We start from the raw sequence: 26,107 nt of genomic DNA, 5'->3' as shown, positions 1-26,107 counted from the left end.
CCTGATGGCGTTTTTTATTTTTACCAGTTTTTAGCCATTTACTAAGACAGTTTTGGGTCTTTTAGCCGTACAGATTTTTACGAGCCTAGATTTTGCTAGGACACACTTTATTAGAGCAAATTGCATTAGAACAGACTTCATTAGGAAACACTTCATTAGGAAATACCGTATGACAGGTTCATTATTTATTATTACCGCTGCCTCGGGTACAGGCAAGACTTCACTGGTAAAGCAGTTATTGGCTACTACTAATGATTTGACTGTCAGCGTGTCGCACACCACGCGCGCCCCGCGTCCCGGTGAGATTGATGGTCATCATTATCATTTTACCGATGTTGATAAATTCGTCACCGCCATCGGTGAAGGCAAGTTTTTAGAACATGCCGAAGTGTTTGGCAATTATTATGGTACCTCAGAGCAAAGCGTACGCACGCAGTTAGAAGCCGGCGTCGATGTCATCTTAGAGATTGATTGGCAAGGAGCGCTACAAGTGAAAAAAATCTTCACCGACGCGACGATGATTTTCATTTTGCCGCCAAGTATTGCTACCTTACGTCAACGTCTATCGACGCGCGCACAAGATACGATAGAGGTCATCGAGCAGCGTTTGGCAGGCGCAGTCACTGAGATGGCACAATACGTACATTTTGATTTTGTGATTATTAATGACAATTTCGAAGTAGCACTGACTGAGCTCAAAGCCGTTATCGTCGCTGATAGACAGACGCTTAAACGCCAACAGCAGCGTTATCATCGCACCATTACTAACTTACTGAGTACTAAAGTAGAAGAGTAGCTACAAATAAAAGGGAATGCTAAAATCGCATTATCTGTCTTCTTATCTGGGCATTGCGCGCGGCGGCGTAGATATAAGTAGCAGCCGATATAAAAAGCAACCACGCGCTTAAACAAAAAATGCTATAATGCCTAGCTATCCCCCTTTTGTATTTTTGATATTATTTTTATTGAGTGACGGACAAGCTCCGTGACTAATAAAAACAACCGAGGTAGCTATTTATGGCACGAGTGACGATTGAAGATTGTTTGGATAATGTTGATAATCGCTTTGAGCTGGTATTGGTCGCAAGCAAGCGCGCCCGTCAGTTGGCCAAAGGTATTGCTGAACCGTTGGTTGACGTTGATAACGACAAGCCTACCGTATTGGCCTTGCGTGAAATAGCTGCGGGCAAAATCACCCGTGACATTTTAAATCAGCCAGATCATAACTTTGCTACAAGCTCATTAGATTTAGCATTATCAGGCGATCATAGCTTCTAATAAGGCTTTATCAGCCAGCTTTTAGTGCTTAGTCTGTATGACCACTTTATCAAGTGATGACATTCCTGATTAATAAAAACCACAGCATAGGCTGTGGTTTTTTGGTTGTAAGGCTATTGATGACGTTACTTATGTAATGCTAAGTTATTATAGTCAATTCAAAACGAAATAGCGTTCTGTTGGGATAAACTTCCCTTGCTTGCTGTGCGCTCTAGAGGCTGCGAAAAACTTATCCCAGCAGTATGTTGTAATTTTTTAGATTAAATCGACTATATATTAAACAGTTAGCAATTTTAACCACCGTTTATAGCGAAAATCCTACCATTGAGTGGGAATTTCTTAATTTTTGCATAGCCTACTCGCTTAGCAGTTGACATTGAATGCGATTTACGATTAATTAGAGGGTGGTCTGCCCCTTTTTTAGCTCTGCGTCTTTAAGCTTTGATGTCTTTAAGCTTTGATAGCGTAGGTCAGCATTCATTCAGTCACCATTTACCCAGACAGTCTAGAACCAAGAAACCGTCTTGAACTGACAAATAGGTATTGGAAAATAGGATCGCCGCTTTATGAGTCAAACCTTACCCAAACTCAGTCATCCTTTAGTCGATGACGCTCAATATAATCTGCTGCGCTCAGTAGGTTATCTCACTGCGGCTGAACGTAGTGATATTATTGATGCCTGTGAGTTCGGTGACATTGCTCATATCAAAGACAAGCGTAAATCAGGGGAGCCTTATATCACTCATCCGATTGCCGTTGCCGAAATATTGGCAGGCTTTCGCTTGGATCGCGATACGATTATTGCAGCCATCCTCCATGACACGGTCGAAGATACCGAGATCAGTGCTGAGCAGATTCAGCAGCGTTATGGCAAAATAGTGGCAAGACTGGTCGACGGTGTGACCAAATTAAAATCATCGACCCATAATAAACAAGAAAATAAAGCGGCAACCTTTCATAAAATCCTAACTGCCACCCTCGCCGATCCGCGGGTATTGATTATCAAACTCGCTGATCGCCTACATAATATGTCGACGCTGGATGCGGTACGCCCAGAAAAACAGCGCACCACTGCGCAAGAAACCCTGGATTTTTATGTGCCCTTTGCACGCTTAATGGGTCTCAATGACATTGCCGATTATATCGAAGTGCTTTGCTATCGTAACCTTGACTCAGATATGTATAACAAGCTGTCTGATAAGCTGCTACAACATGGACTTGGGCGTAATTTTCAAAGAGAGGCCATTCATCGCTATTTAAGTATTGTTCTAAATAATCTTGGTCTGAATGGCATGGTTAAAGTCTTAGACAATCGCGTCGTTATCTTTCGCCAGTTTTTCCGTAATCGCGGTGAAATCAATGCGCTGTTGCGCCATTATGCGTTTGAGATTGTCCTTGATAATATCGAAGCCTGTGACAAATTGGCTTACTACCTGATTAAAAAATATCAGATTGATGACAGCCATATCGCTGATAATATTCGCCGCCCGCTACCGGGTGGTAATCAGTCGCTGACCCTTATCTATGAGCGCGATAATGATTTTGTTAAAGTGACGATTTTAACCAAGCAAATGCAGAACGCGGCAAGGCTTGGCGTTATTGGCGCAGAACACGCCTCAGATGTCAGTCAATCGGTCATTCAAGCGTCATTACGCAATATGAAAGACTTGGTCGACGATGAAGACAGCTTAGATGAGGACAGCCCTGACTTTTCAGCGGCGGTCTCCACCATTAATGAGCTGATGGATTATCTGCACTCGAGTAAAATCATCTGCTACAGTCCGCAGGGGCGCGCCTATGAGCTACCGCAGGGGGCAACTGCGCTCGACTTTGCTTATGCCGTTGGACCTATGGTCGGCAATGTCGCCGTCGGTGCCAATGTCGATAACAAACATGCGAAACTCGGCACGGTACTTAAAAACGGTCAATTGGTCGAGATTGAAGTAAACAGTCACTCTGAGCCAAAAGCGGAATGGCTTGGCTTTGTGGTCACCAATAAAGCCCGGGTAGAGATTTTGCGCTGGTTTAAAGACTTATCTCCTGCAGATAAGCAGCATCATGGCATGCAAGCTTTAGACCGCGCATTAAAAACGTATCAGAAAAGCCTCGATGATTTAAGCGAAAGTGACTGGAAAAACCTCACCGAATGGCGCGGTTTGACAGAAAAAGATGCACTATTTGAGCAAATAAGCTCCGGTACGTTACTGCCGCAACTGGTGGTCACCCGTTTGTTTAGCGATGAGGTCAGTGATATTCAATCGCAAGAACATATCGATGATATGACCCAGCCGCAGCAACTGATTGTCAATGCCTCAGGCGTCGAGCTTGATTTTGCCAATTGCTGTCACCCGATTTATGGCGACCCTATCGTTGGCCATTTATCGCGTCATGGTTTGGTTGTCCATCGACATAAATGCTTTTCATTGGACGATATCCGTAAAGACAATCCTTATCAAGTTATTCAGTTGCGCTGGCGTAACGATAAAGCAATTAAGCAAAGCGACTCAGACGAACACGGTAGCAAAATCCGTTTCCCTGCTTACCTTAAGCTCTCAATTGCTCTCAGTGATGAGCAAATCAGTGAAGTGATTTATCATCTGCGCCAGTTAAATATCGGGGTCGAAAAGGTCGATGTACGTAGCAGTGATACCATTATTCATATCGTGGTGCGTAGTCGCAATCATTTAGCGCAAGGTATTCGCGAATTACGCTCATTGCTTGGCTTCCCTAATATTATCCGGCTATACCAATTATAAAATCAGTTAAAATAAATGTCAAAATCTATCCCTTTTACCTATGCCGTTTAAGCGTTAGGCATTAACCTTTACATTTAATTTTAAGCGTTTAACGCAGCCTGAAATTTTTGCTAACTGTTCAACCAAATAAACATCAAAAAATATCATAAGGATATAATATGACTCGTCAAACCATTCAAACCGATAAAGCACCAGCCGCCGTTGGTACCTATTCACAAGCAGTAAAAGTGGGTAATACTGTTTATATTTCAGGTCAATTGGGTTTTGACCCTGAGACCATGGAGCTAAAAGAAGGTTTTGAAGCGCAAGCGAAGCAAGTATTTGAGAATATCAAAGCCATTTGTGAAGCAGCTGGCGGCAGCTTAAATGATGTGGTCAAATTCAATGTTTCTTTAACCGATTTAAATGACTTTGCCGCGTTAAACGAAGTATTCGTTGCGAATTTAAGCGAGCCATACCCTGCCCGCGCAGCCGTACAAGTTGCCGCCCTACCTAAAGGCGGCGTGGTTGAAATTGAATCTATTATGTATATTGAATAAGATGGCTATTGAGCTTTGGTAAGCTCTACGGCTTTATGTTCAATGATAATAAGCTTAGCATCGTGCTAAGCTTATTGGTCTTTATCTATTTATCTCTTAACCTTTCTTCCTACTCCCTATTCACCTGATAAGACTGCGAAGCCCTTTTATGTTGCTACAAGTTGCGCTACCCGTGCCCCTTTATCGGGTGTTTGACTACAGCTTGCCAGCAGATAGCAGCGCGTTGCCGTATAGCACTTCAGCTCATATACCGCCCATTGGTAGCCGTGTCGAAGTATCCTTTGGTCGTCAAACCTTAATCGGTATCGTTATTGCTCATATTGCTGCAGCGGATAGCGACGTACCTCTCAATAAGCTTAAACCTATTAATAAATGCTTAGATGCTGAGCCAATTTTAGATAACAATATGCTAAAGCTGGCGCATTGGCTGGCGCGTTATTATCACTATCCGCTCGGTGATGTCTTAGCGGTGATGTTGCCAACCCTCGTGCGGCAAGGTAAGCCGCTAGACTTGCTGATTACCCATTGGCGCATTTTACCGCATGTAAGCGACGACGATTTTCGCGCCAATGCAAAAAAGCAAAAGCAACAATTTGAGATGCTTAAACTACACGGTGAGCAGGGCGCTAGTGAAGACATTTTGCTCTTAGAAGGGATGCAGCGCAGTTTCTTAAAAGCGCTAGAAGAAAAAGGCCTTATCGAGCGTTATATTCAGAATAAACAAGCACCTGCTCCTGTTAAATTAGCAACCATGCCCCTTGACCTTAATGAAGAGCAACAGCTTGCCGTTACTGCGATTATTGCTGCTCATGAAGCTAATCGCTATACGGGATTTTTGTTAAACGGTATCACCGGTAGTGGCAAGACCGAAGTCTACTTGCAAGCGATGCAAGCGGTCTTAGAAGCCGGCAAGCAAGTTTTGATTTTGGTGCCAGAGATTGGACTCACGCCGCAGACGCGCGCGCGTTTTGCCAGTCGCTTTGCCGCTCATATTGTTTTATTGCATTCGGGAATGAACAATACCCATCGCCTGCAAGGCTGGCAAGATTGCCGTACCGGTCATGCGCAGATTATCATTGGAACGCGCTCAGCGGTGCTCTATCCCTTTGCAGATTTGGGCTTAATTGTGGTTGATGAAGCGCATGATGGCTCTTATAAGCAGCAAGATACGCTGCGCTATCATGCCGCCGACGTCGCGCTTTATCGCGGACTACAAGCCAATATCCCCGTCGTCCTTGGTACAGCCACCCCTTCTCTTGAGCATCTAAAACTGGTCGATGATGGCAAGCTGGTAGAGTGCCAATTGCAAACTCGCCCCGGTAATGCCAAGCTTGCCAGCATGCAGCTGATTGATGCGCGCCTGCAAAGTACGCATCAACAAACGACGGACGAAGGCGCACGCTATGATACGGGGCTGACCGATGCGCTGATTGGCGCAATACGGCAAACGCTAGAGGCTGGCGATCAAGTATTAATATTTTTAAATCGTCGCGGCTATGCGCCAGTTTTGCTATGCGAAGCTTGCGGTTGGCAAGCAGATTGTCCACGCTGTGACGCGCATTTAACCGTTCATTATAATAGCCAATCGCCATCTAATTCCTATTCAAGCAGCTCATATTTAAAATGCCACCACTGCGATTGGCAAGCCTATATTCCAACGGTTTGTCCTGATTGTGGCAGTCAAAATTTGGATGCCAAAGGAATGGGCACTACAAGGCTCAGCGAAAACTTGCATGCGATTTTTGCCAATCCGCAAACCAGTAAAGAGCTGTACCCCATTATCCAAATCGATCGCGATACCACCAGACGTAAAGACAGCTGGGAAAATATCTATCAGCGTATCAATGAAGGCAAGCCTGCCATCTTAGTCGGTACGCAAATGGTCGCCAAAGGTCATCATTTCCCCAATGTTACGCTTGTTTGTTTACCCAATGCTGATCGCGGCTTTTTATCAGCCGACTTTCGCTCACCGGAACATACCGCACAACTGATGGTTCAGGTCGCAGGGCGTGCCGGTCGCGGTGATAAATCGGGGCGCGTATTGATTCAAACCCTGCAACCAGATAATGAGCTGTTATTAAAACTGGTGAGAGATGGTTATCTTTCATTTGCTCGCGAGCTATTGCAAGAGCGTAAAATGATGGGCTTGCCGCCTCATAGTTATGCTGCCCTAATACGCTGTGAAGGCAAAACCCTTGCCGCCACAACGCAAGCGCTTAAAGATGCGATTGCTATTTTGCCAAATGGGCATAATCTTGCTGTCCTCGGTCCTATCGATGCGCCAATGAGTAAAAAGAACAGTCGCTACCACGTGCAGTTACTGCTGTTAGGCAAAGACAGACAGCAATTACATCGGGTATTACATCACTGGTGGCAACCTGTACTTGCCCTGCCAAGCGCCAAATATCTGAAGCTGACCTTGGATATTGACCCTGTTGGCTGGTAATATCCAATTTCTTAGCATGGTTCTTTAACTAGAATTATCACGCTATATTCAGTACTAAATAAAATGGATACGTTATCTGACAACGTGAAACTGGTACGAATTTTTCTAGCTTGCTGTGCCTACGCCGACAGAGGTTACAAAAAATTCATTCCAGTTTCACTGTATCTTCTTTATATGAAGCTGACTATATAGCTTGCAGTCACTAACCAACGCTTTTCAAAATAGGTCATTCATCGTTTACTGCCTAGATACAGCAAGCATTTATTAAATGTGCTAAATTCTTTATATCTGTCTGGTTTGAGCACAGCAAGCCCAGCTTTATGAGCAATCAAAGCTTTATAAGCAATCAAATTTCACCTTCTATCATCCTGAGTGTTGTTATGAATCAAAATCACCCAAAATCTGAAAAAAATGACCATTCTCATGAGAATGCTGCGGCTGATAACCATAAGCACGGCCAAAAGGATGCAGAAGGTCATTATACTAAAGACAGTTATACTGACGATAATCAAGACAATCACGACCACGATGAACACCTAGAACAGACGGTTGCACCACGCGATACCAAAGGCTATCAGCGTACCTTGCTGTTTAGCTTTATCATTATTACTGCCTATATGTTTGTCGAAGCCATCGGCGGCTGGCTTACTGGTAGTTTGGCGCTGCTGTCTGATGCTGGTCATATGCTCAGTGACGCGGTGGCCCTTGGCGCGACATTGATGGCATTTAAAATTGGTGAAAAAGCCGCCACCCATCAAAAGACCTTTGGTTATAAACGCTTTGAGATTTTAGTGGCAACGGTCAATGGTGCGACGTTGGTTATTATTGCCATCATGATTTTTTATGAGGCGATTAAACGCTTTAATTCGCCACCTGAGATTGCGACCCAAGGCATGCTTATCGTTGCTACCATTGGTATGTTGGTCAATATTCTGGTCGCTTGGCTGATGCACCGTGGCAGTCGGGGCACAGATGCGCATGGTCACAGTCATGCAGGCAGTAATGAGGACAGTCAAGGAAAAAATGCGGGCAAAGCACCGGTCAATCTGAATATGCAAAGTGCTTATTTGCATGTATTAAGTGACTTAATGGGTTCGGTTGCCGCTATTGTTGCCGCGCTTTTGATGATGAGCTTTGGCTGGATTTGGGCGGATGCGGCGGCCTCGGTGATTGTCGCCATATTGATTTTGTTTAGTGGTTACCGCGTCGTCCGTGATTCGGTCCATATCTTGATGGAAGGTACGCCAGAAGGTATATCGCTAGTTGAGGTCGAAGACAAATTACTTGCCCACCCACAAGTACGACAAGTCCATGACCTGCATGTTTGGAGTATCACCAGCGGTCTCAACGCCCTATCGTGTCACGTGGTCGTCGATGGCGAAATGAGTATTTATGAGTCCAGTATCCTGATTACCAGTTTAGAGCAAAGCCTCCTTGAGCTTGATATTCACCATGCGACCATTCAGGTTGAAAGCTTAGCGCATCCGCAAACTAAGACGCATAGCGATGCTTTAGTTTGCGATATCTCACAGCAGGCGACTGATACCAACAATCATATTGGTCACAACCATTAAACATAAGACATTAAATATTAAATCATATAATTATCAATTAAGACGTCGCCTATCTGGTTGTTAGTTATGAGCGACGTTTTAATTGATATTTTTTTATAAAGTGCTGGCAATAACGCAGCATCAGCCAAATTATCCACAGCGCTGTTATTAGCCAAATACTTAGCCCCAACCCTAACAATATCATGCGAATCCAAAAATCTAGCGCGCCGTTCATGAGGTGCGGCAGATAAGCCGGTCCCATATTGGATGCCATTATTAACCAAAACCCAAATAGCAGCGCCAGTCCTGCACCGATAATCCTTAAAATTATTTTACCAAAGTTTATTAATAAGCCAAGCCAGTTATCATATATGGACGAAGAAGGTGAATGATTATTCATAAAAAAGCGCCTAAAAAGTGACTTAAAAAAGATAAATAAAAGACCTTTATTGCAAATCAGCTTATATCAGGCAGATTTTTATCATTGTAAGAGCATGTTAAAAATAATGGAAAATTTGGCCGCGCCGCCATATTTTTCCTATAAATTCTGTATACTTAAGGCTTAAAACCCTTATCCATAACCAATTGATGACCTTTTGCCATGTCGAGACGCTCAGCTCCTTTCGTTGCTCCTAGCTACATTGATGACCCTATCTCAAGCGAGGGTAAAAAGCATGCCAAAGCATTGCTATCAACGCTGCAAGAAGATATTGCCAGCTTTCGAGATGAGCAGTTTCCGCCTGACATTTTGCGTCAAATTCGTGATATGCCGATTTATGAAGGCAATTTAGCCGAAGTCCAAGCCTATCAGCAGCGTTGGCATAATCTGCTTGAGCGTGCGATGGCGTTTTATCCGGCGGCCAACCTACCGCCTGATTATCTGCCGCTACCAGCCAGCCTTGAGATACCGCAATTTATCTACCACGTGCAAAGACTACATCTGACCAAGACCCGTGCCAAAGAATCCAAAAGCTTTGGGTCGGTCGGTGCGCTTACTGATAAATGTGGCGATTACAGCGCTGATGAAATTGCGCGTATGAGCGCCGTATTTGATAATGATGATGAGGCGCGTTTGGTGGCACATCGTGAATTTATCGATTTGCGCGCGTATGTATTTTGCCGTGATAACAAAGGCGAGATGCTAGAGCCTGAGCGCGTACGCTTTTATCGCACGGGGCTTATCGTTCATGCTCTACCCGATTTTAAAATCGTCGACAGTCGGCAGACACCGCGTAAGCGCCGTAACGATGCTTATAGTAATCCGCTGGCAGATAATGGCGTATGGAAGATTTATCGTAAGAAATAAACGATGTTCAAAATTTTTGACTATTGATTTACCCTGTTGTACTGCTTATTTTATCGTTACTGCTAAGGATTCCAGATGCTCGCTGCCGCCGCCGGCTCACCAAATTTAATGTTACAAGCTACTATTTTCTTGGGAGCAGCCCTGCTCTTTGTACCCCTTGGTAAACGTTTTGGCATCGCGACGGTTCTAGGTTATCTCATCACAGGATTGATATTAGGCCCCAGTGGTTTAGATGTCGCAGGCGATGCGGAAAGCTTGTTGCATTTTTCTGAGTTTGGCGTGGTCATGCTGCTGTTTATCATCGGCCTTGAGCTGCAGCCTTCACGATTATGGGCGCTACGGCGTTCGATTTTTGTCCTTGGTGGCTTACAAGTTGGTTTGACTGGCACGCTATTAATGTGGCTGTTACATCAGTTTTTTGCCTTGCCGCTTGATACCGCTTTTATTGTCGGATTTGGTCTTGCCCTATCATCGACTGCCTTTGTCCTACAAATCCTGACAGAAAAACAGCAGCTTTCAAGTACCCATGGCCGTGAAGCCTTTACCATTTTATTATTCCAAGATATTGCCGTTATCCCTTTATTAGCCGTTATTCCGTTTTTATCAGGAGTACGCGAACAAAGCTACGATTTGATTTATTTCGGCAAGGTATTTGCCGTCTTTGCCGGACTCATCTTTGCCAGCCGTTATATCATTCGACCTTTCTTTAAATTTGTGGCATCTAGTGGCGCATCAGAACTCTTAACCGCAGTCGCCTTATTTATCGTCATGGGCGTGTCTATTTTGATGGGGCAAATCGGTCTATCGATGGCATTGGGCGCTTTTTTAACCGGCGTATTGTTAGCAGATTCTGAATATCGTCATGAGTTAGAAGCCAGTATCGAGCCTTTTAAAGGGCTGCTGCTTGGGCTGTTTTTTATGTCGGTCGGTATGCTGACCGATGTCAAACTCATCTTAGCAAAGCCTGTCTTTATCATCGGCTGTGCCATGGCATTAATGGTGATTAAATTCGGTGTTATTACTGCCATTGCCAAAATATCGGGCAATCGCTGGCCGACCAGCATCCGCTTGGGCGTCACCCTTGCTCAAGGTGGTGAGTTTGCCTTTGTCTTATTTAGTGTCGCTACGGCACAAAATGTGTTGCGCCCTGAGCTTGCCAACACCTTAAATCTTATCGTCACTATTTCTATGGCGCTGACGCCACTGGCGTTTTTATTATTAGAAAAAATCGGTGAGCCAATATTTGCTAAAAGCAAACCAAGCCGCGAGTACGATGCCATTCCTGATCATGAGCATCAGGTGATTATTGCCGGTTTTGGGCGCGTTGGTCAGATTATTGGTCGTGTGCTGCGTATGCATAATATCGAATTTACCGCCATTGAACGCTCGGCAAATCGCGTCGATTTCGTGCGTAAGTTTGGTAACCAAGTCTATTATGGCGATCCAAAAAACCCCGAGATACTACGCGCTGCTGGCATTAAAAAAGCACGCGTCTTTATTCTTGCCATCGATGATTTAGAGCGTTCTATCACTACCGCCCAATATTTGCGTAAAAACTATCCTGATATGATTGTCTTAGCACGCGCCCGTGACCGCCAGCACTATTATCGCCTGCGTGAAGTCGGTGTGCGTCATATTTGGCGGGAGACCTATTTATCGTCTTTAGATATGTCGCGCGAATCATTACAGCTACTCGGTATATCACCAGAAAAGGCACGCGAGACGGTACAAACCTTCCGTGATTATGATGATGATTTGATTGAACGTCAGCAAGCAATTTATGGTGATGAAGCAAGCTTAATTGAATCGGCACAGTCAGCGATGGCCGAGCTTGAAAGTCTATTTGATGAAGATATCGATAAAGCCCGTAAAATGGATTTGACCGATTTTTATGACGCCCTAAAGAGCCAAGCGATACCAGTCGATGAGAAAGACGATCTCGCTACTGACTCTAAACCCTAAGTGTCAAAAATCTTTAGTTCTCATTACAACCTTTAGGCGCCTGTCTTTTATTGAGTGAGGTCATACAGTTCCAATTATCGCTATCGGGCACATGATAAAAAACCAGCGTTTGATTATTTAGGTAGCGAATCGGAAACTTAACGTTCTGGATGGTAGCTATGACCGCGCAATCCGTTGCTGGCACGCCAGCTGCTTTGCTGTCGATAGCGATATATACCTGCTCTGTACCCATGTCTAAAGGAAGATTGCTAGGACACTGCCCTGTTTGCCGATACGCCAGCGCCACACGATTTTGCGCTGTTTTAGCGGTATCGTAAGCATCAAACAACACTTCGTTTTCTTTGGGCTTGGCAACAATGGGTAAAAACTGCACCTTTATTACCATTAAAGCAAAGGCAAAAAAGCCAAAGCCCAATCCCAAGCCAAATAAGCTGACCCCACCTTCTTTTTGCAAATGCGCTTTTTGCGCCGCCTCATCGCGCGGATAATCATTAATAGCATCAGCAATCTCGCGCCTTGCCATACGGTAATAATAAGCGTCCGTCCAGCGTGCAACCATAACCGACCAAAACAGCCATATCAGCGCCGCAATAGCGATACGTATGGCCATCTGATAAGCATCGGCAATATAAGGCATCGCGACAAATTCAAACGCCACCAACACCAGTGCGACGTTAAGCTGAATAAACGACCAACCGGCAACGCTATAAACAATCGCATCCATATAACGCTTACGATAAAGCAGCCAAGGAAAAGTGACAAAAAACGCCGCCCAATGCCATTTTGGCGACAGATATCCCTGCTTATCAAATTCCTCAAAGCGCTTAAGATAATATGATTGGCTACGCTGACTGATAAACCATTTATCCAGCTGCTGACGCTTTTCAGGCGTTAGCTGCTCTTGATAAAAAGGGGGCGGCGAATCCGTCTCGATAAATAACATGGCAGTCTGCTCTATAGATTCTCAAAAATAGGGTATCAAGGATTGTTATATGATAACGCCAAAAGCCAGTGATAGAAAACCCATATATATGCAATCTGTATCGAGAAAATCCGTCTATGGCCTTGTATAATTTAGAGAAACTGTAGCGATACATAGAATATATGGCAAACTTACAAACTTACTAAAATTGGATTGTCCGTTCACAGTGGTCACGATTTCACTTATAATGAAGCAACTTTACCCACCTAATTAAGCCTTGTTAATCCTATGAGTCAACATCCTGATATCAATGACAACATCAATGGTGCTAATACTACTGATGAGCAAAACCCTAATAGCACTAACCCTATGAACCCTGAAAATCAGGCTACCACTGATACTGCCATTAGCATTGATGCCGATGCTAGCAGCCAAAACGAGCCGGAAACGGACAAACACATTCGTATCGTTAATACCTTTATGAAACGCCGTACGCATATGAATAAAAATGCCGAGCTGGCACTGACTGCGCCAGAGTTTGCGCATTACTTAGTCAATAACAGTTTCGGTGATGGCAATCTTGAAGGCATTAACGATTTGCGAGTGCTATTTGCAGATAGCCCTAACGGCAGTGACGCGCCGCTTACGGTAGAGATTGGTTTTGGCTTGGGTGATTCATTTATCGAGATGGCCGCTGCTGAGCCGACGCGCAATTTCGTTGGCGTCGAAGTTCATGAGCCAGGTATCGGTAAATGCGCTTATATGGCAGGTACACAAGGTTTAACCAATGTTAAAATCATTAACGGTGATGCTATTCAATTGCTGAAACAGCTACCAGAAAACCATATTGATCGTATCCAGCTCTACTTCCCTGACCCTTGGCAAAAAAAGCGCCATTATAAACGCCGCTTTGTCAGCCCTGAGCGCATGGCGATTGTCACACGCAGCTTAAAGCAAGGCGGCTGGTTCCATACGGCGACTGACTGGGAGCATTATGCCTTTTGGATGGTGGAAGTGTTGGATGGTTTTGTAGGGCTGACCAATCAAGCAGGCGCCGGTAATTTCACCGACCGTCCTGACTTTCGTCCAATGACCAAGTTTGAGCGCCGCGGTTTAGAGCGCGGACATGGCGTTTGGGATTTAATCTATATTAAAGACTAATCTCGATAGCACTACCCTAGCGATATTGCCCTATAGCGGCTAAGATACTGATAAAGTACTTAGCCGCTTTTTTGTGGCTGAATATCTCTCCTGCCCTACTTTATCTATTGATATATAAGGCGTCGCGCGTTGTGCGAGCTACTTTTAAATCGTTAGAGCCTTTAAGTGCTTGCTCTATATCCACTAGATACCCACAAGCAATATGTGAAACATAGGCGTTAGAGAGCAATTTTATGGCTAAATTTAAAGTTGCAAAAACAGAAATAGCCTATATTTGGCTTGCATGCAATATTTCATATCTGCGCAAACATTGATAGGATAAGGGTTTCGTGAGTTCTCCCCATAAGCTGTGGATAACCCTGTGTATAAGTCGCCACTTGACAAGTATTTCCCTAGGTAGCTTAAAGGGTTAGGTAAAATCGTTCATTTTTTGTACAATTTTAAAAACGTTTAAAATCAATTACTTACACGGTATTTGAAAGTAAAGTAATATATTTTTAATATTTTTTAAATTAATTTAACCGTTATGGATGTTTCACAAGCGCTCAATAAAAATACCTTTTTTATTGTGGACAACTCATAAATCTATTGACAAATGACCCTGTCATCAAGTTCAAAACTGAAAGTTAAAACAAGCCTGTTTTAGGAATATTTCAATAGAACATCATACGACACTCACTGTCGTTTAGCCTCCCAGCACCCTCAATATTGGCCTTGGATTTTGTTATAATTGCCTTATCTAATCAACAGTGATATAAAATAGGGTGGCTTAAAAATTACGTGAAAAGCACGTGCTAACTAAGCTTACTGACATTATTACGCTTATTTACTAGCAAAAATTATGAACTTTTTTTTGCTTTTCTCATTATTGAATTTTACTGTATAGTAGGGTGATATATTCGATATCACCGTCTGAAACCTAATATTTCCAGCCACTTCAACTTTGCTTGAAAACATCCCTTACTGACGACTGAGCCTGTAAGCTATTCCATTGAGCAAGTGGTTTGTGACGAGTAGTTCTAAATAGTCAGTACGTTTATTACCCATACTCATTATTTACACTTATTATTAATAACAAGGAGTCCTACATGGACGAAAATAAAGCCAAAGCCCTCAAAGCAGCCCTTGGTCAAATCGAAAAGCAGTTTGGTAAAAACACCATCATGCATTTAGGTGATGACTCTGCCATTCTTGATGTGGATGTGGTCTCAACGGGCTCGTTGGGTCTGGATATTGCGCTTGGTATTGGCGGCCTACCAAAAGGTCGTATCGTTGAGATTTACGGCCCAGAAAGCTCTGGTAAAACGACCATGACGCTGCAAGCAATTGCAGAATGCCAAAAGCAAGGCGGTGTCTGCGCCTTTATCGATGCTGAGCATGCGCTAGATCCAGTTTATGCGCGCAAGCTTGGCGTGAACACTGATGACCTACTGCTCTCTCAGCCTGACAATGGTGAGCAAGCACTTGAAATCACCGACATGCTAGTGCGTTCTGGGGCGGTTGATATGATTGTCATTGATTCCGTGGCTGCGTTGACGCCGCGTGCGGAGATTGAAGGCGAGATGGGCGACTCACACATGGGTCTGCAAGCACGTCTAATGAGCCAAGCGCTACGTAAAATCACTGGTAATGCCAAACGCTCAAATTGTATGGTGGTGTTTATTAACCAAATCCGTATGAAAATCGGTGTGATGTTCGGTAGCCCTGAGACCACGACTGGTGGTAATGCGCTTAAGTTCTACGCCTCGGTACGTATGGATATCCGCCGTATCGGTGCGGTTAAAAACGGTGATGAAATCATCGGTAACCAAACCCGTGTTAAAGTCATCAAAAACAAGATGGCACCGCCTTTCCGCCAAGCCGAGTTTGAGATTACTTATGGTGAAGGTACTAACCATTTAGCCGAAGTGATTGACTTGGGTGTTGAGATTGGCGCAGTTGGCAAAGCTGGCTCTTGGTATAGCTATGGCGATGAAAAAATCGGTCAAGGTAAAGCCAATTCTGTGTTGTTCTTAAAAGAGAACCCCGCGATTGCACAAGAAATCGAAGCTAAAATTCGTGATGAAAAGCTTGGGACAAAAAAACAAGCTAAAACCACAGATACTGACGAAGCCAATGAAGAACTAGCTTCTGAACCTGTACAATAGCGGCTTCATTATTCACCGTTATCAATGATCATGACTTGTTATGAAAATTAAATTGTTATGAAAATTAAAACCTTAGCTGAAATACTTGCTGAATCGGACGCCGATTCAGCGAGTATTCCTACTATCAAAGCAAAAAAACCTGTCAAATCTTCTGAATCTGTCAAGCATTCTCAACACTCCTATCAAGACAAGCCAAAAAAAACGGCTAAGACGCGCAAGCATTCAACCTACTCTCGTGAAGATTATTCGTTATCTGACGACTCTGGCCTCGAGTTAGAATCAGCTGACGCTTACTCTTCTACTAGCAAAAACCCTACTAGATCCAAGAAACGTAAAAAGCGTTTTCACCCAGCGGCTAACTTTAGCCCTGAGCCTAGTGATGTGCCTGCTTATCAGCCACCAGAAGCGCAAAGTATTAAGCAGATGCTGGCTGAGGTTAAGCAAGATATTCACGGTCATAAAAACGATGATGATGCGAATCCTGAGACTCATACTGGGCACAATCTAGAAAGCTCAAGTTATTCCTCTACGCTAACGGCAAGCCATAACCATGATGGTGATGCTGAAGCCGATAGCACAGCCGACAACCTACCCGCGGCGCTTAAAGCGTATTTGCGTACCCCTGAACAACGCCAAGCGGATATTGATGCCATTAAAGCCGAAAGCCGCTTACGTTGGTTGGCATTTTATTATTTATCGCGCCGTGAATACGGCAAGGCTGAGCTCAAGCAAAAACTGCTGGATAAAGAGCAAGACCCAGAAAAAATCGATGCCCTGCTCGATGAGTTTGAAGAAAAAGGTTATCAAAGTGATTATCGTACTACCCTGATGCTTATTCGGGAAAATATTCGCAAAGGGCGCGGACGCGGGCGTATTAAGCAGGAGTTTTATCGTAAAAAAATTGCCATGCCCGGTAATATCGACGAGCTTATCGATATGGCCAATGCAGAATCGGAAGAATTTAGCGAGTTTATAGACGACAGCGCCGATAATTTAGTTGAAGGCATTGACTGGCTAAAACTGGCAGTCAGCGCACGTACCAAAAAATACGGCGATGACATACCGACCGAACAAAAAGACAAAGCCCGTCAGCTACGGTTTTTACAATATCGCGGCTTTAATACCGATATCTGCTTTGAGGCGCTCAACTATACCTTGGAGACATTGGATGAGCGTTTTTAGCTCGTTTAAGCGCTCACTATTAACTTTTAACCTTTAACCTTTAATAATAACCAAGTAGCTTCCACCAAATCAAACCAGCGCCGATCCATACGACCAGGTTTACCACACTCATAATGGCGCCAATACTCCACCATTCTCCTAACGTCACATAGCCTGAGTTAAAAATAACGGGCGCAGTACCGGTTGCATAATGGGTAAGCGTCATCATGATATTACCGGCGGCTGCTAAAATGAGCGCATATAACATCGGCGGTGCACCTAAGCTTAACCCGACAGCATAAAAAGCGGCAAACAGCGCGGTAATATGCGCGGTGGTACTGGCAAAGAAATAGTGAATATAGAGATAGACCAAAGTTAAAATAACCACAGCGCCGACCCAACCGACTCCTATCATGCCAATCATTGATTCGATATTATCAGAGAACCAGCTGATAAGACCGAGTTTGTTAAGGTATGACGCCATCATAATCAGAGCACCAAACCAGATAATCGTATCCCATGCCGATTTTTCTTTCAGTACATCATCCCAAGTTAAGACACCCGTCAATATCAAGGTCGTCAAGCCAATAAACGCGGTGGTAGTGGCGTCAACGCTTAACTGTTCACCAAAAATCAGCGCTGGGATATTCGCCCACAATATCAACATCAGCGCAAAGACGCCCAGCATGATTCTTTCTTGCAAGCTTACCTGACCCATCTCGGTCAGATTGTCTTTGGCAAATTTCTTCGCATCAGGCGTTATCTTAACATCGGGTGGATAAATCAGATAAATCACCAGTGGCATTAATAATAAACACAGCATCCCTGGTATAAACATCGCCACCGCCCACGTCGTCCATGACAGCTGAATCTCACTACCCGTTGCCTTATTGACCAAATCTACCACCAATGGATTTGGCGCAGTGGCGGTAATAAACATACCGGACGTAATCGGATTTGCATGGTAATTGACCATTGCTAAGTAGCGGCCAATTTTATTTTGGGTACCCTCTTCTGGCGTAGAATGAAAGCTTTGCGCAATTGATCTCATAATTGGGTGAATAATACCGCCACCACGAGCGGTATTAGATGGCGTGATAGGCGCTATCATCAGCTCTGCGGCAGTCAAAGAATACGCAACCCCGATCGTCTTTTTGCCAAAAATAGAAATAAAATAATACGCAATACGCCGACCTAAACCCGTTTTTATCAAGCCACGCGATATCATCACGGCAATACCAATCAGCCAAATCAGAGGACTTGAGTAGCTTGATAAAGCATCAGCGATGGCTTCTTTTGGACTCTCATTGGTCACCCCAGTAAGCGCGACCAAGGTAACGGCAATAATGGCAATCGCGCCAATGGGTAACACCTTACCAATGATGGCGACAATAGTAGCGATAAATAAAGCCAGCATATGCCACGCTTCGGGTGTGACCCCGTTTGGTACCGGAATAACAAACCAAATGATTAAACCAACTACAATGGCAATCGCTGCTTGGATAGGTTTAAATGGCATGAGAAATATATCCTTATCAATGCTTATAAAATCACACAGTCATGTCATATGAAATGCTATCGCAATAGTAACTGCGATAGGAAAAATACATGGGTCATATGAACATCTTATAAGATTTATATCAGCATTTTTCTATTGTTGACTATTTTTAACATATTTATTTAGCATACAGCATAAATATACGGAGATAAGTTATTAATGACAGCGCTAAATAATTGGTCATAAAAAAGGAGCACTTTATTAAAAGCGCTCCTTTTTTATGATATCTTGGCTAAATTTGACGTTTAATCATACTGAATTTCAAAGTGCTCAATTATTTTAACGTCCCTAAGCGGCTCGATAATTGATTCATAATTTGATCAATCTCTTCGTTGGCTTCAGGTTCATTATCCAAATTGCCATTGGGCGTCAATTGATTCATCACTTCAGGCAACAGCTCAGCGAGACCTTGACGTACTTCCATCTCATTTGCGCCAGTATGCGCGGCTACCTGCTGGATTTCGCTTTCATCAAATAAACGGGTAATTTCATTAGGGTCTAAATTATCATTGGCTTCTTGATTACTCATCCAAGAACGCGCTTGATTGTCATACCCCATACCAGTAATTTTTGATAAAGCGCCACTTAAACCACCATTACGTTTAATCCAGCTGAGCACCATAGGCATAAGCGCAGCGATCAGCATGCCTTTACCGCCAAAGCCACTTCTAGAGGTTCGACCGCCAGTCGCCTGACCACCTAATACGCTACCTAAAATATCGCCAAGTCCGCCAGCACCTGAGCTCATACCACCGCGTTGGTTGGCGCCTGTGAGCCCACCAATGATATCGTCTAGGCCAAAGCCATTATCAGCGCGGCGCTCATACTGCTGCGGATTGTAACCACTCGGCTGATTACCGCCGCCCAATACGCCGCCCAAAATATCCCCTAATCCGCCGGTACAGCGTGGATTGATACGTTGATTGACCGGATTGCGCTGTGCATCTTCTGGATCCATGGCACTGCGGGCAACTTGGCTCACTAAATTCCCTAATAAACTCATAATCGCTTCCTTTTTATTATAAAACAGTCATTATCAAAAGCTTTGCATTCAGTTAACTCATGCAAATAGCCATTTACCAGAAATATGGCAAGTGGTTATAAACAGGTCGGTTTAAACAAACACTTAAATAAGTTAGCTATTGACGCTTAATTGCAATATAGCAAATCTCTTTCGCTATCTAGATAGGCATTTTGTTATGGGATGTAGTAGATCGTTAGCGATTAACAAGAAAATAAATGCAAGGAATGCCAATCATAAATATGAGACTGGCTTTATTTAGGCAGTTTAATGAGAAATGGTATTTGCCAAAATCGTTAATTCGCGCCAGTGTTCTGCGCTGACTTGATCGCGAAATACCGTTACTGATAAATGACGCTGATAAGGTTCTATGATAATAAAACTTAAGCATATAACCCATGGATAGCTACTCACCGCCGTAAGCTCTGCCTGCCATAGGGCATCACCGCGACTGCTACGCATGAGTAGTTGCCAATGCTGATAAACGCTTTTATTCAATGGCGGCTGGCTTAGATGCATTAATATCGGGCGCGATAACGCTAAGTAGCTGACGACGGCGACGCTAACCACAAATATCAGTACATATTGCCACAACGCCATGGACGCAAGTCCTGTCAATATCACCATCACACTTGCTAAGAGCATATAAAATAACAGGCGCAAACAGCTTGCAGGCTGAATAGGTGCATCGATACGTAGCGAAGTTGGCGATATCATAATTGAATACCCAAGCAGGCTTAAAATAAATATTAAATAATTACGTCAAGTCTTTACTATGGCGCCATGTCTTAATTTTATTGACCAAATCCCATATGGCTTCATTTTCTGGACGGCTTTGATTGGTAAAATAATCCAATAAATCAGGGTCTTCATGGGTCAGCATTTCTGCAAAAGTTGCCTGTTCACTGGGATCAGCGGTTAAATACAACTCTTTAATATAAGGGTCAATATAAAAGTCTAATTCTTTTAATCCGCGGCGGGCTTGATAAATAATGCGGCGTTGCTCGATAGTTGGCTCTGGTTGATTGCTTGGCTCTGGTTGATTGCTTGGCTCTGGTTGATTGCGAGTCGTCATAAAAGTGTTCCCATAGGTTTAAATGATATTTAACTGAATAGATATTTAGATAAATGATAAGGTTAATAAATAATAGGATTAAGCTGTATTTATAAAGATACCGTTTATAAAAAGCTTTCTTATAAAAATCATTTTATAAAAAGGTAGTAGCCTATTAGCCTTGATGATAACTTGATAATTGCTGCCATAATGCCACGGCTTGCTGCATCATAGCGACATTGTGGGTACGAATAATACTAGCGCCCTGCTGTAGCGCAAAGATTCCAGCCGCCGTTCCTACCGCATCACGCTCTAGCGCTTGGGTAGTAGCAACAGCTTCGACTCCACTTTTAGTCAGTACTTCTGCTAAAAAGCGCTTCCGTGAAATACCAAACATTATTGGCAATTTAAGCGTTTGCAGGCTATCAAGCTGACTTAATAGTGCGCGATGATGCTCATAGTCTTTTGCAAAGCCAAAACCTGGATCGATAATGATTTTCTCACGCTTAACGCCGACATTCGTTACCTCATCAATACGCGCTGCTAGCTCGGCACTGACGTCTTTAATCACATCATCATACTGTGCCAAATTATTCATCGTCGTCGGCTCACCGCGCATGTGCATCAGCATGACAGGAATATCCAGCTTGGCTGCCATTGCCGCCGCACCATCACGCTTAAGCGCTCGTACATCATTCCAAATATCTGCGCCGGCATCAAAAGCTGCCTGCATAACCGCCGGGTTACTGGTATCGATAGAGAGCCAAATGTCTTTACCTATGCTTCCTAGCTGCTGACGAATCGCTTTGACCACTGGAACAACGCGCTTTATCTCATCGCTAGTCGCCACGGCTTGCGCATTTGGACGAGTAGATTCACCGCCGATATCGATAATGCTTGCACCTGCGGCAATCATCTCTTTAGCATGAGCAAGGGCGCTATCGATAGCATTAAACTGCCCACCGTCAGAAAAAGAATCTGGGGTGACATTTAAAATACCCATGATATGCGGCTGCGATAAATCTAATACTTTATCGCGACTTATCACCGTATAATTAGGTAAAGGTTGGAATAATGACATAAGGTATCCATTATAAATTCAGTTCGTAAAATCGTTTTAGCTGTCGTGATAATCTACCAAGCTATAATGCCTATGATAGCAGCAAATCTGATGCTGTCCTAAAGCCTTCATGAAATTGTAGCAACAAAAAAGCCCTTTATTAAAAAGGGCTTTTTCTATCAAAAATAGATGCAATCTTAAAAAACTACATTAATAAACCAGAAACTACATCGCTGGTAATGGCGGCGGTGTTGAAGTCGTGGTTTTAACATCATTTTTTGATAAGTTTACTTCATTATGCTGATAAACTCTTGGCGGACGCGGTTCTTCGCCAGCTAGAATATCCTGCAATTGATCGCGGTCAATGGTTTCCCATTTCATCAAAGCATCTACCATCGCATGAATTTTTTCTTGATTGCCTTCAATCAATTCGCGCGCGATGTCATACTGCTCTTCTAACATACGGCGTACTTCTTCATCGACTTTTTGTTGCGTCGCTTCTGAAATCGTCCGACCACCGCCACCGAAGTAACCTTGTGAGTTATCATCATCTTCATAGACCATGATACCTAGCGCATCTGACATACCGTATTTGGTAACCATCGCTCGTGCCATCTTGGTAGCACGTTCAAAGTCGTTTGAGGCACCCGTCGACATCTGATTGATAAATACTTCTTCTGCGATACGACCACCAAATAAAATCGCAATATCACTGAGCATTTTTGATTTATACATACTGGTTTGGTCGTGCTCAGGCAGCTGCCACGTCACCCCAAGGGCAAAACCACGCGGCATAATCGTTACTTTATGCACAGGGTCGGTACCCGGTAGCAACTCAGCAACTAAGGCATGACCCGCCTCATGATAAGCAGTCGCACGGCGCTCTTCTTCACGGATGACCATTGATTTACGCTCAGGACCCATATATAGCTTGTCTTTTGCATCTTCAAAGTCATTCATATCGACGCTGCGCTTGTTACGACGCGCGGCAAATAAGGCCGCCTCATTCACAAGGTTGGCTAACTGCGCACCACTAAATCCAGGAGTACCACGCGCCAATGCATGCGCATCAACACCGATAGTATTTGGTAATTTACGTAAATGCACTTTCAGGATTTGTTCGCGACCTTTGATATCTGGCAGACCTACTTGCACCTGACGGTCAAAACGACCCGGACGCAGTAATGCTTTATCCAGTACGTCTGCACGGTTGGTCGCCGCAATGACGATAACGCCTTCATTGCCTTCAAAACCATCCATCTCAACCAATAATTGGTTCAATGTCTGCTCGCGCTCATCGTTACCGCCGCCCATACCTGAGCCACGATGACGACCGACCGCATCAATCTCATCAATAAAGATGATACAAGGCGCGCTTTTCTTCGCTTGTTCGAACATATCACGCACACGCGATGCACCAACACCGACGAACATCTCAACAAAGTCAGAACCTGAAATTGAGAAGAACGGTACTTTAGCTTCACCAGCGATTGCTCTCGCTAACAGCGTCTTACCGGTACCCGGAGGACCTACCATCAAGATACCGCGTGGAATTGTCGCACCCAATTTGGTGAATTTATCAGGGTCACGCAAGAACTCAACGACTTCAACGACTTCTTCTTTGGCTTCTTCACAGCCAGCAACGTCATCAAAGTTAACCTTGATTTGGTCTTCGGTCAGCATTTTGGCTTTTGATTTACCAAAGCTCATCGGACCACCGCCTTTACCGCCAGCGCCGCCCTGCATATTACGCATAAAGAATAGGAACAGACCAATAATTAATAAAATTGGGAAACTGGCTATCAATAGTTGCATCAAGACACTTTGACGTTTAGGCGCGGTACCTTGCACCTCAACTTGGTTTTCACGCAATAGCGGCATTAGCTGTTCATCAGCCACGGCTGGTCGAATGGTCTCAAATGATGAGCCATTTTTCTTTTCGCCGGTGATTTGCTCGCCATCGATTTCAACACTGGCTACTTGGTTTTCTGACACAGCGGTCACAAACTCAGAGTAGTTAAGGCTATCCGGCTCAGAAGATTGATCAAAGCCGCTAAACACCAGCACTAAAACGCCGATTACCACCAGCCACAATAAGGTATTTTTTACCATGTCGCTCACTAGTTATTCCCATCCCTTACTTATTGGTGTGTTTGTTAAACACGTGACGTCTATATGCAAACGTATGCCTCATTATTCAATAGCCATTTGTAAATTATCGTTTAAGCTTGGATTTAAATGACTTAAAACCCCAAACAAAATAAATAGACAAACGAACATAAATAACTGAGCCAATAAAGCGCTTACTATTAAACGACTTTGCTTAAAACAACTCTGTTTAAAACACAGCCTTAATATATAGGTATATATTTAAAACGATATAGATTCAAAACAAAGTTAATATACCATGATATGTGGTGCTAACCTGAATAATTCAAGCAGCATTCCTATTTATTCAGTTATCGATTGTAGCGGTTTTATGTTAATCAGCAATACTCTTGATGATGAAATCCCATCATCTGGGAAATTTGCGCAACTGATTGACCTTAAAACCATTTTATAGAAAGGTTTGCATACCTACTACTTGATGGCAATCCAAAACATCTCTTTTGAGCGTGGTCGTGAAGCACCCGGTTTGATACTACGAATTTTACTAAAATCCGCCTGCATCTGCTTGCGTAATTCCTGTGTACCCTCGCCTTGAAACACTTTCATAATAAGCGCGCCACCTTCTGGTAAGGTTGCGAGGGCGAAATCGACTGCCAGCTCGCATAAATACATCATGCGCGGCTGATCGATAGCACTATTGCCAGCGGTATTGGGTGCCATATCGGACAACACCACATCGACCTGTTTATCGCCCACTTCTGCCATGATACGGTCAAACACTTCTGCCTCGCGAAAGTCGCCCTGAATAAAGGTAACATCGGGCAAGGTATCCATTGGCAAAATATCAGAGGCAATCAACACGCCTTTTTCACCGACCAATTTGCCAGCGACTTGCGACCAACTACCCGGCGCACTGCCTAAATCGACGACGGTCATGCCTTTTTTAATCAGATTGGTCTTCTCATTAATCTCAAGCAACTTATAAGCAGCACGGGCACGGTAGCCATCTATTTGGGCTTTTTTCACATAAGGATCGTCAATGTGCTCCTGCATCCAAGCACTGCTGCTTTTTGACAACTTTTTATTTTCAATACGCGTGACCAAAATGACTGCTCCTATTACTTTGCAAAATACGGCTAGCGGCTTATAACGTGGTTATCTATGACGATTCAATATCTGTCTATTGATAAAACAATTATCTACAACATAGCTATTACTAGGCGCTTAAGTTACCTAGCTAAATTAGCTATTGAACCTCTTATGCACCTTATAACTTTTTACGGTTAAATTCTCTTGGTGAAAACACTGCTTTATAAGACCGTAGCGTTTATAATGTACTCATACTTTCAGTTTAACATTTTCATCACGTAAAATCGTGCAAAATCCTGCTGATCTCATGCAAGATGACCACAGATTATCTATAATGGTCATTATCTGCTCTCAATAGCACCATCTTTTATTTTTACCAACATCTAGGAATTATATGCAACTCGATAACGCTACCATCAAACGCCTAAAAGGCATTGGTCATGACCTAAAACCTATCGTTATGATTGGCAACAAAGGTATTACCCCAAGCATCACTGAAGAGATTGATCGCGCTTTAACGGATCATGAACTTATCAAAGTAAAGCTGCCAGCTGGCACCAAAGAAGAACGCGATGTCATCGGCGCTCAGCTTGCAGCAGCGGCTAATGCCTCTTTGGTTCATTCAATTGGTCGTATGGCGCTTTTGCTACGTAAAAACCCACATGCCAATCCTAAGCTATCAAACCTTGCTCGTCATGCGCAGTAAGTTGTTATTTTCAGCTTAGTTTATGTTCTATCCTATCTAATAAAAGCCGCTCAGCATTTTGCTCGCGGCTTTTATGCTATTTATAAGCTATTTCCTGTTTTCTATTTATAGTCAGTCCTAAATAAAATCAGTACAAGTATTATAACGCGCTACTGGTATTCATTTTTCTTGCTTGCTGTGCCTACGCAGATAGAGGCTGCACAAAGTTAATACCAGTAGCTCTGTGTTCATTTTATAGCGAACCGCCTATAAGATATCCTTAATACTATTAAACTGCGG

At 43.6% G+C, this 26,107-nt stretch carries 21 protein-coding genes; 12 read left to right on the top strand and 9 right to left on the bottom strand.

From position 1 onward, the window contains the following. Nucleotides 1–169 precede the first annotated feature (169 nt). The 6 genes from gmk to PG901_RS03820 all read left to right on the top strand — a co-directional run bounded on the left by gmk (nucleotide 170) and on the right by PG901_RS03820 (nucleotide 8,593). Nucleotides 170–796: a guanylate kinase gene (gmk, locus tag PG901_RS03845; protein WP_271133562.1), complete on the top strand. Its 627-nt coding sequence runs from the start codon at nucleotides 170–172 to the stop codon at nucleotides 794–796. Between the two features lie 221 nt (nucleotides 797–1,017). Beyond that, nucleotides 1,018–1,278: a DNA-directed RNA polymerase subunit omega gene (gene rpoZ, locus PG901_RS03840; RefSeq protein ID WP_201563299.1), complete on the top strand. Its 261-nt coding sequence runs from the start codon at nucleotides 1,018–1,020 to the stop codon at nucleotides 1,276–1,278. 566 nt (nucleotides 1,279–1,844) lie between these two features. Continuing rightward, nucleotides 1,845–4,034, top strand: a complete 2,190-nt coding sequence (locus PG901_RS03835) for a RelA/SpoT family protein (RefSeq protein WP_201563301.1) — start codon at nucleotides 1,845–1,847, stop codon at nucleotides 4,032–4,034. A 158-nt stretch (nucleotides 4,035–4,192) separates the two neighbouring features. Beyond that, nucleotides 4,193–4,573, top strand: coding sequence for a RidA family protein (locus PG901_RS03830; RefSeq protein ID WP_201563303.1), 381 nt, complete (start codon nucleotides 4,193–4,195; stop codon nucleotides 4,571–4,573). 148 nt (nucleotides 4,574–4,721) lie between these two features. Next, entirely contained in the window at nucleotides 4,722–7,019 is a 2,298-nt protein-coding gene (locus tag PG901_RS03825; protein ID WP_271133561.1) for a primosomal protein N', read from the top strand. A 380-nt stretch (nucleotides 7,020–7,399) separates the two neighbouring features. Further along, complete coding sequence (locus PG901_RS03820; protein ID WP_271133560.1) at nucleotides 7,400–8,593, top strand: cation diffusion facilitator family transporter; 1,194 nt, start codon at nucleotides 7,400–7,402, stop codon at nucleotides 8,591–8,593. A gap of 64 nt (nucleotides 8,594–8,657) precedes the next feature. Here PG901_RS03820 and PG901_RS03815 read toward each other — a convergent pair whose 3' ends face one another. Next, nucleotides 8,658–8,972 carry a hypothetical protein gene (locus tag PG901_RS03815; RefSeq protein ID WP_271133559.1) on the bottom strand — a complete coding sequence of 105 codons (315 nt, stop codon included), beginning with the start codon at nucleotides 8,970–8,972 and terminating at the stop codon, nucleotides 8,658–8,660. Between the two features lie 201 nt (nucleotides 8,973–9,173). On the opposite strand from PG901_RS03815, the gene PG901_RS03810 reads away from it, so the two are divergent. Both PG901_RS03810 and PG901_RS03805 read left to right on the top strand, forming a co-directional pair. Then, nucleotides 9,174–9,878, top strand: a complete 705-nt coding sequence (locus tag PG901_RS03810) for a hypothetical protein (RefSeq protein WP_201625218.1) — start codon at nucleotides 9,174–9,176, stop codon at nucleotides 9,876–9,878. Nucleotides 9,879–9,953: 75 nt separating this feature from the next. Then, nucleotides 9,954–11,840 carry a monovalent cation:proton antiporter-2 (CPA2) family protein gene (locus tag PG901_RS03805; RefSeq protein WP_201563311.1) on the top strand — a complete coding sequence of 629 codons (1,887 nt, stop codon included), beginning with the start codon at nucleotides 9,954–9,956 and terminating at the stop codon, nucleotides 11,838–11,840. Between the two features lie 13 nt (nucleotides 11,841–11,853). Here PG901_RS03805 and PG901_RS03800 read toward each other — a convergent pair whose 3' ends face one another. Next, complete coding sequence (locus tag PG901_RS03800) at nucleotides 11,854–12,783, bottom strand: DUF2628 domain-containing protein (RefSeq protein WP_271133558.1); 930 nt, start codon at nucleotides 12,781–12,783, stop codon at nucleotides 11,854–11,856. Nucleotides 12,784–13,050: 267 nt separating this feature from the next. On the opposite strand from PG901_RS03800, the gene trmB reads away from it, so the two are divergent. From trmB to PG901_RS03785, 3 genes are all read left to right on the top strand, one after another. Beyond that, the gene (gene trmB, locus PG901_RS03795) at nucleotides 13,051–13,923 is read left to right on the top strand and encodes a tRNA (guanosine(46)-N7)-methyltransferase TrmB (RefSeq protein ID WP_271133557.1); all 873 of its coding nucleotides are present in this window, start codon (nucleotides 13,051–13,053) and stop codon (nucleotides 13,921–13,923) included. Between the two features lie 1,088 nt (nucleotides 13,924–15,011). After that, a complete protein-coding gene (recA, locus tag PG901_RS03790; protein ID WP_201625215.1) occupies nucleotides 15,012–16,070 on the top strand; it encodes a recombinase RecA in 1,059 nt (352 codons plus the stop codon). Between the two features lie 57 nt (nucleotides 16,071–16,127). Then, the gene (locus tag PG901_RS03785; protein ID WP_271133556.1) at nucleotides 16,128–17,252 is read left to right on the top strand and encodes a regulatory protein RecX; all 1,125 of its coding nucleotides are present in this window, start codon (nucleotides 16,128–16,130) and stop codon (nucleotides 17,250–17,252) included. Between the two features lie 40 nt (nucleotides 17,253–17,292). On the opposite strand, the gene PG901_RS03780 is transcribed toward PG901_RS03785, so the two are convergent. The 7 genes from PG901_RS03780 to PG901_RS03750 all read right to left on the bottom strand — a co-directional run bounded on the left by PG901_RS03780 (nucleotide 17,293) and on the right by PG901_RS03750 (nucleotide 25,137). Beyond that, on the bottom strand, nucleotides 17,293–18,750 hold the full coding sequence (locus PG901_RS03780) for an anion permease (RefSeq protein ID WP_271133555.1): 1,458 nt from the start codon (nucleotides 18,748–18,750) through the stop codon (nucleotides 17,293–17,295). Nucleotides 18,751–19,063: 313 nt separating this feature from the next. Further along, nucleotides 19,064–19,792, bottom strand: a complete 729-nt coding sequence (locus tag PG901_RS03775) for a YidB family protein (protein WP_271133554.1) — start codon at nucleotides 19,790–19,792, stop codon at nucleotides 19,064–19,066. Nucleotides 19,793–20,077: 285 nt separating this feature from the next. Further along, nucleotides 20,078–20,527, bottom strand: a complete 450-nt coding sequence (locus PG901_RS03770; RefSeq protein ID WP_271133553.1) for a hypothetical protein — start codon at nucleotides 20,525–20,527, stop codon at nucleotides 20,078–20,080. Nucleotides 20,528–20,567: 40 nt separating this feature from the next. Continuing rightward, a complete protein-coding gene (locus PG901_RS03765) occupies nucleotides 20,568–20,885 on the bottom strand; it encodes an FAD assembly factor SdhE (protein ID WP_271133552.1) in 318 nt (105 codons plus the stop codon). A gap of 154 nt (nucleotides 20,886–21,039) precedes the next feature. Further along, nucleotides 21,040–21,945, bottom strand: a complete 906-nt coding sequence (gene folP / locus PG901_RS03760; protein ID WP_271133551.1) for a dihydropteroate synthase — start codon at nucleotides 21,943–21,945, stop codon at nucleotides 21,040–21,042. Nucleotides 21,946–22,149: 204 nt separating this feature from the next. Further along, nucleotides 22,150–24,045, bottom strand: coding sequence for an ATP-dependent zinc metalloprotease FtsH (gene ftsH, locus PG901_RS03755; RefSeq protein ID WP_271133550.1), 1,896 nt, complete (start codon nucleotides 24,043–24,045; stop codon nucleotides 22,150–22,152). A 459-nt stretch (nucleotides 24,046–24,504) separates the two neighbouring features. Further along, the gene (locus PG901_RS03750) at nucleotides 24,505–25,137 is read right to left on the bottom strand and encodes an RlmE family RNA methyltransferase (RefSeq protein WP_201628228.1); all 633 of its coding nucleotides are present in this window, start codon (nucleotides 25,135–25,137) and stop codon (nucleotides 24,505–24,507) included. 379 nt (nucleotides 25,138–25,516) lie between these two features. Between PG901_RS03750 and PG901_RS03745 the strand changes: the two genes are divergently transcribed. Further along, entirely contained in the window at nucleotides 25,517–25,828 is a 312-nt protein-coding gene (locus PG901_RS03745) for a YhbY family RNA-binding protein (RefSeq protein WP_183620392.1), read from the top strand. Nucleotides 25,829–26,107: the final 279 nt, after the last annotated feature.

The organism is Psychrobacter sp. ANT_H3 (assembly GCF_027919975.1).
In the GTDB taxonomy this organism is placed as follows: domain Bacteria; phylum Pseudomonadota; class Gammaproteobacteria; order Pseudomonadales; family Moraxellaceae; genus Psychrobacter; species Psychrobacter maritimus.
Note: the sequence above shows the minus strand (reverse complement) of the source record. Positions and strands in the feature narration are given on the sequence as shown.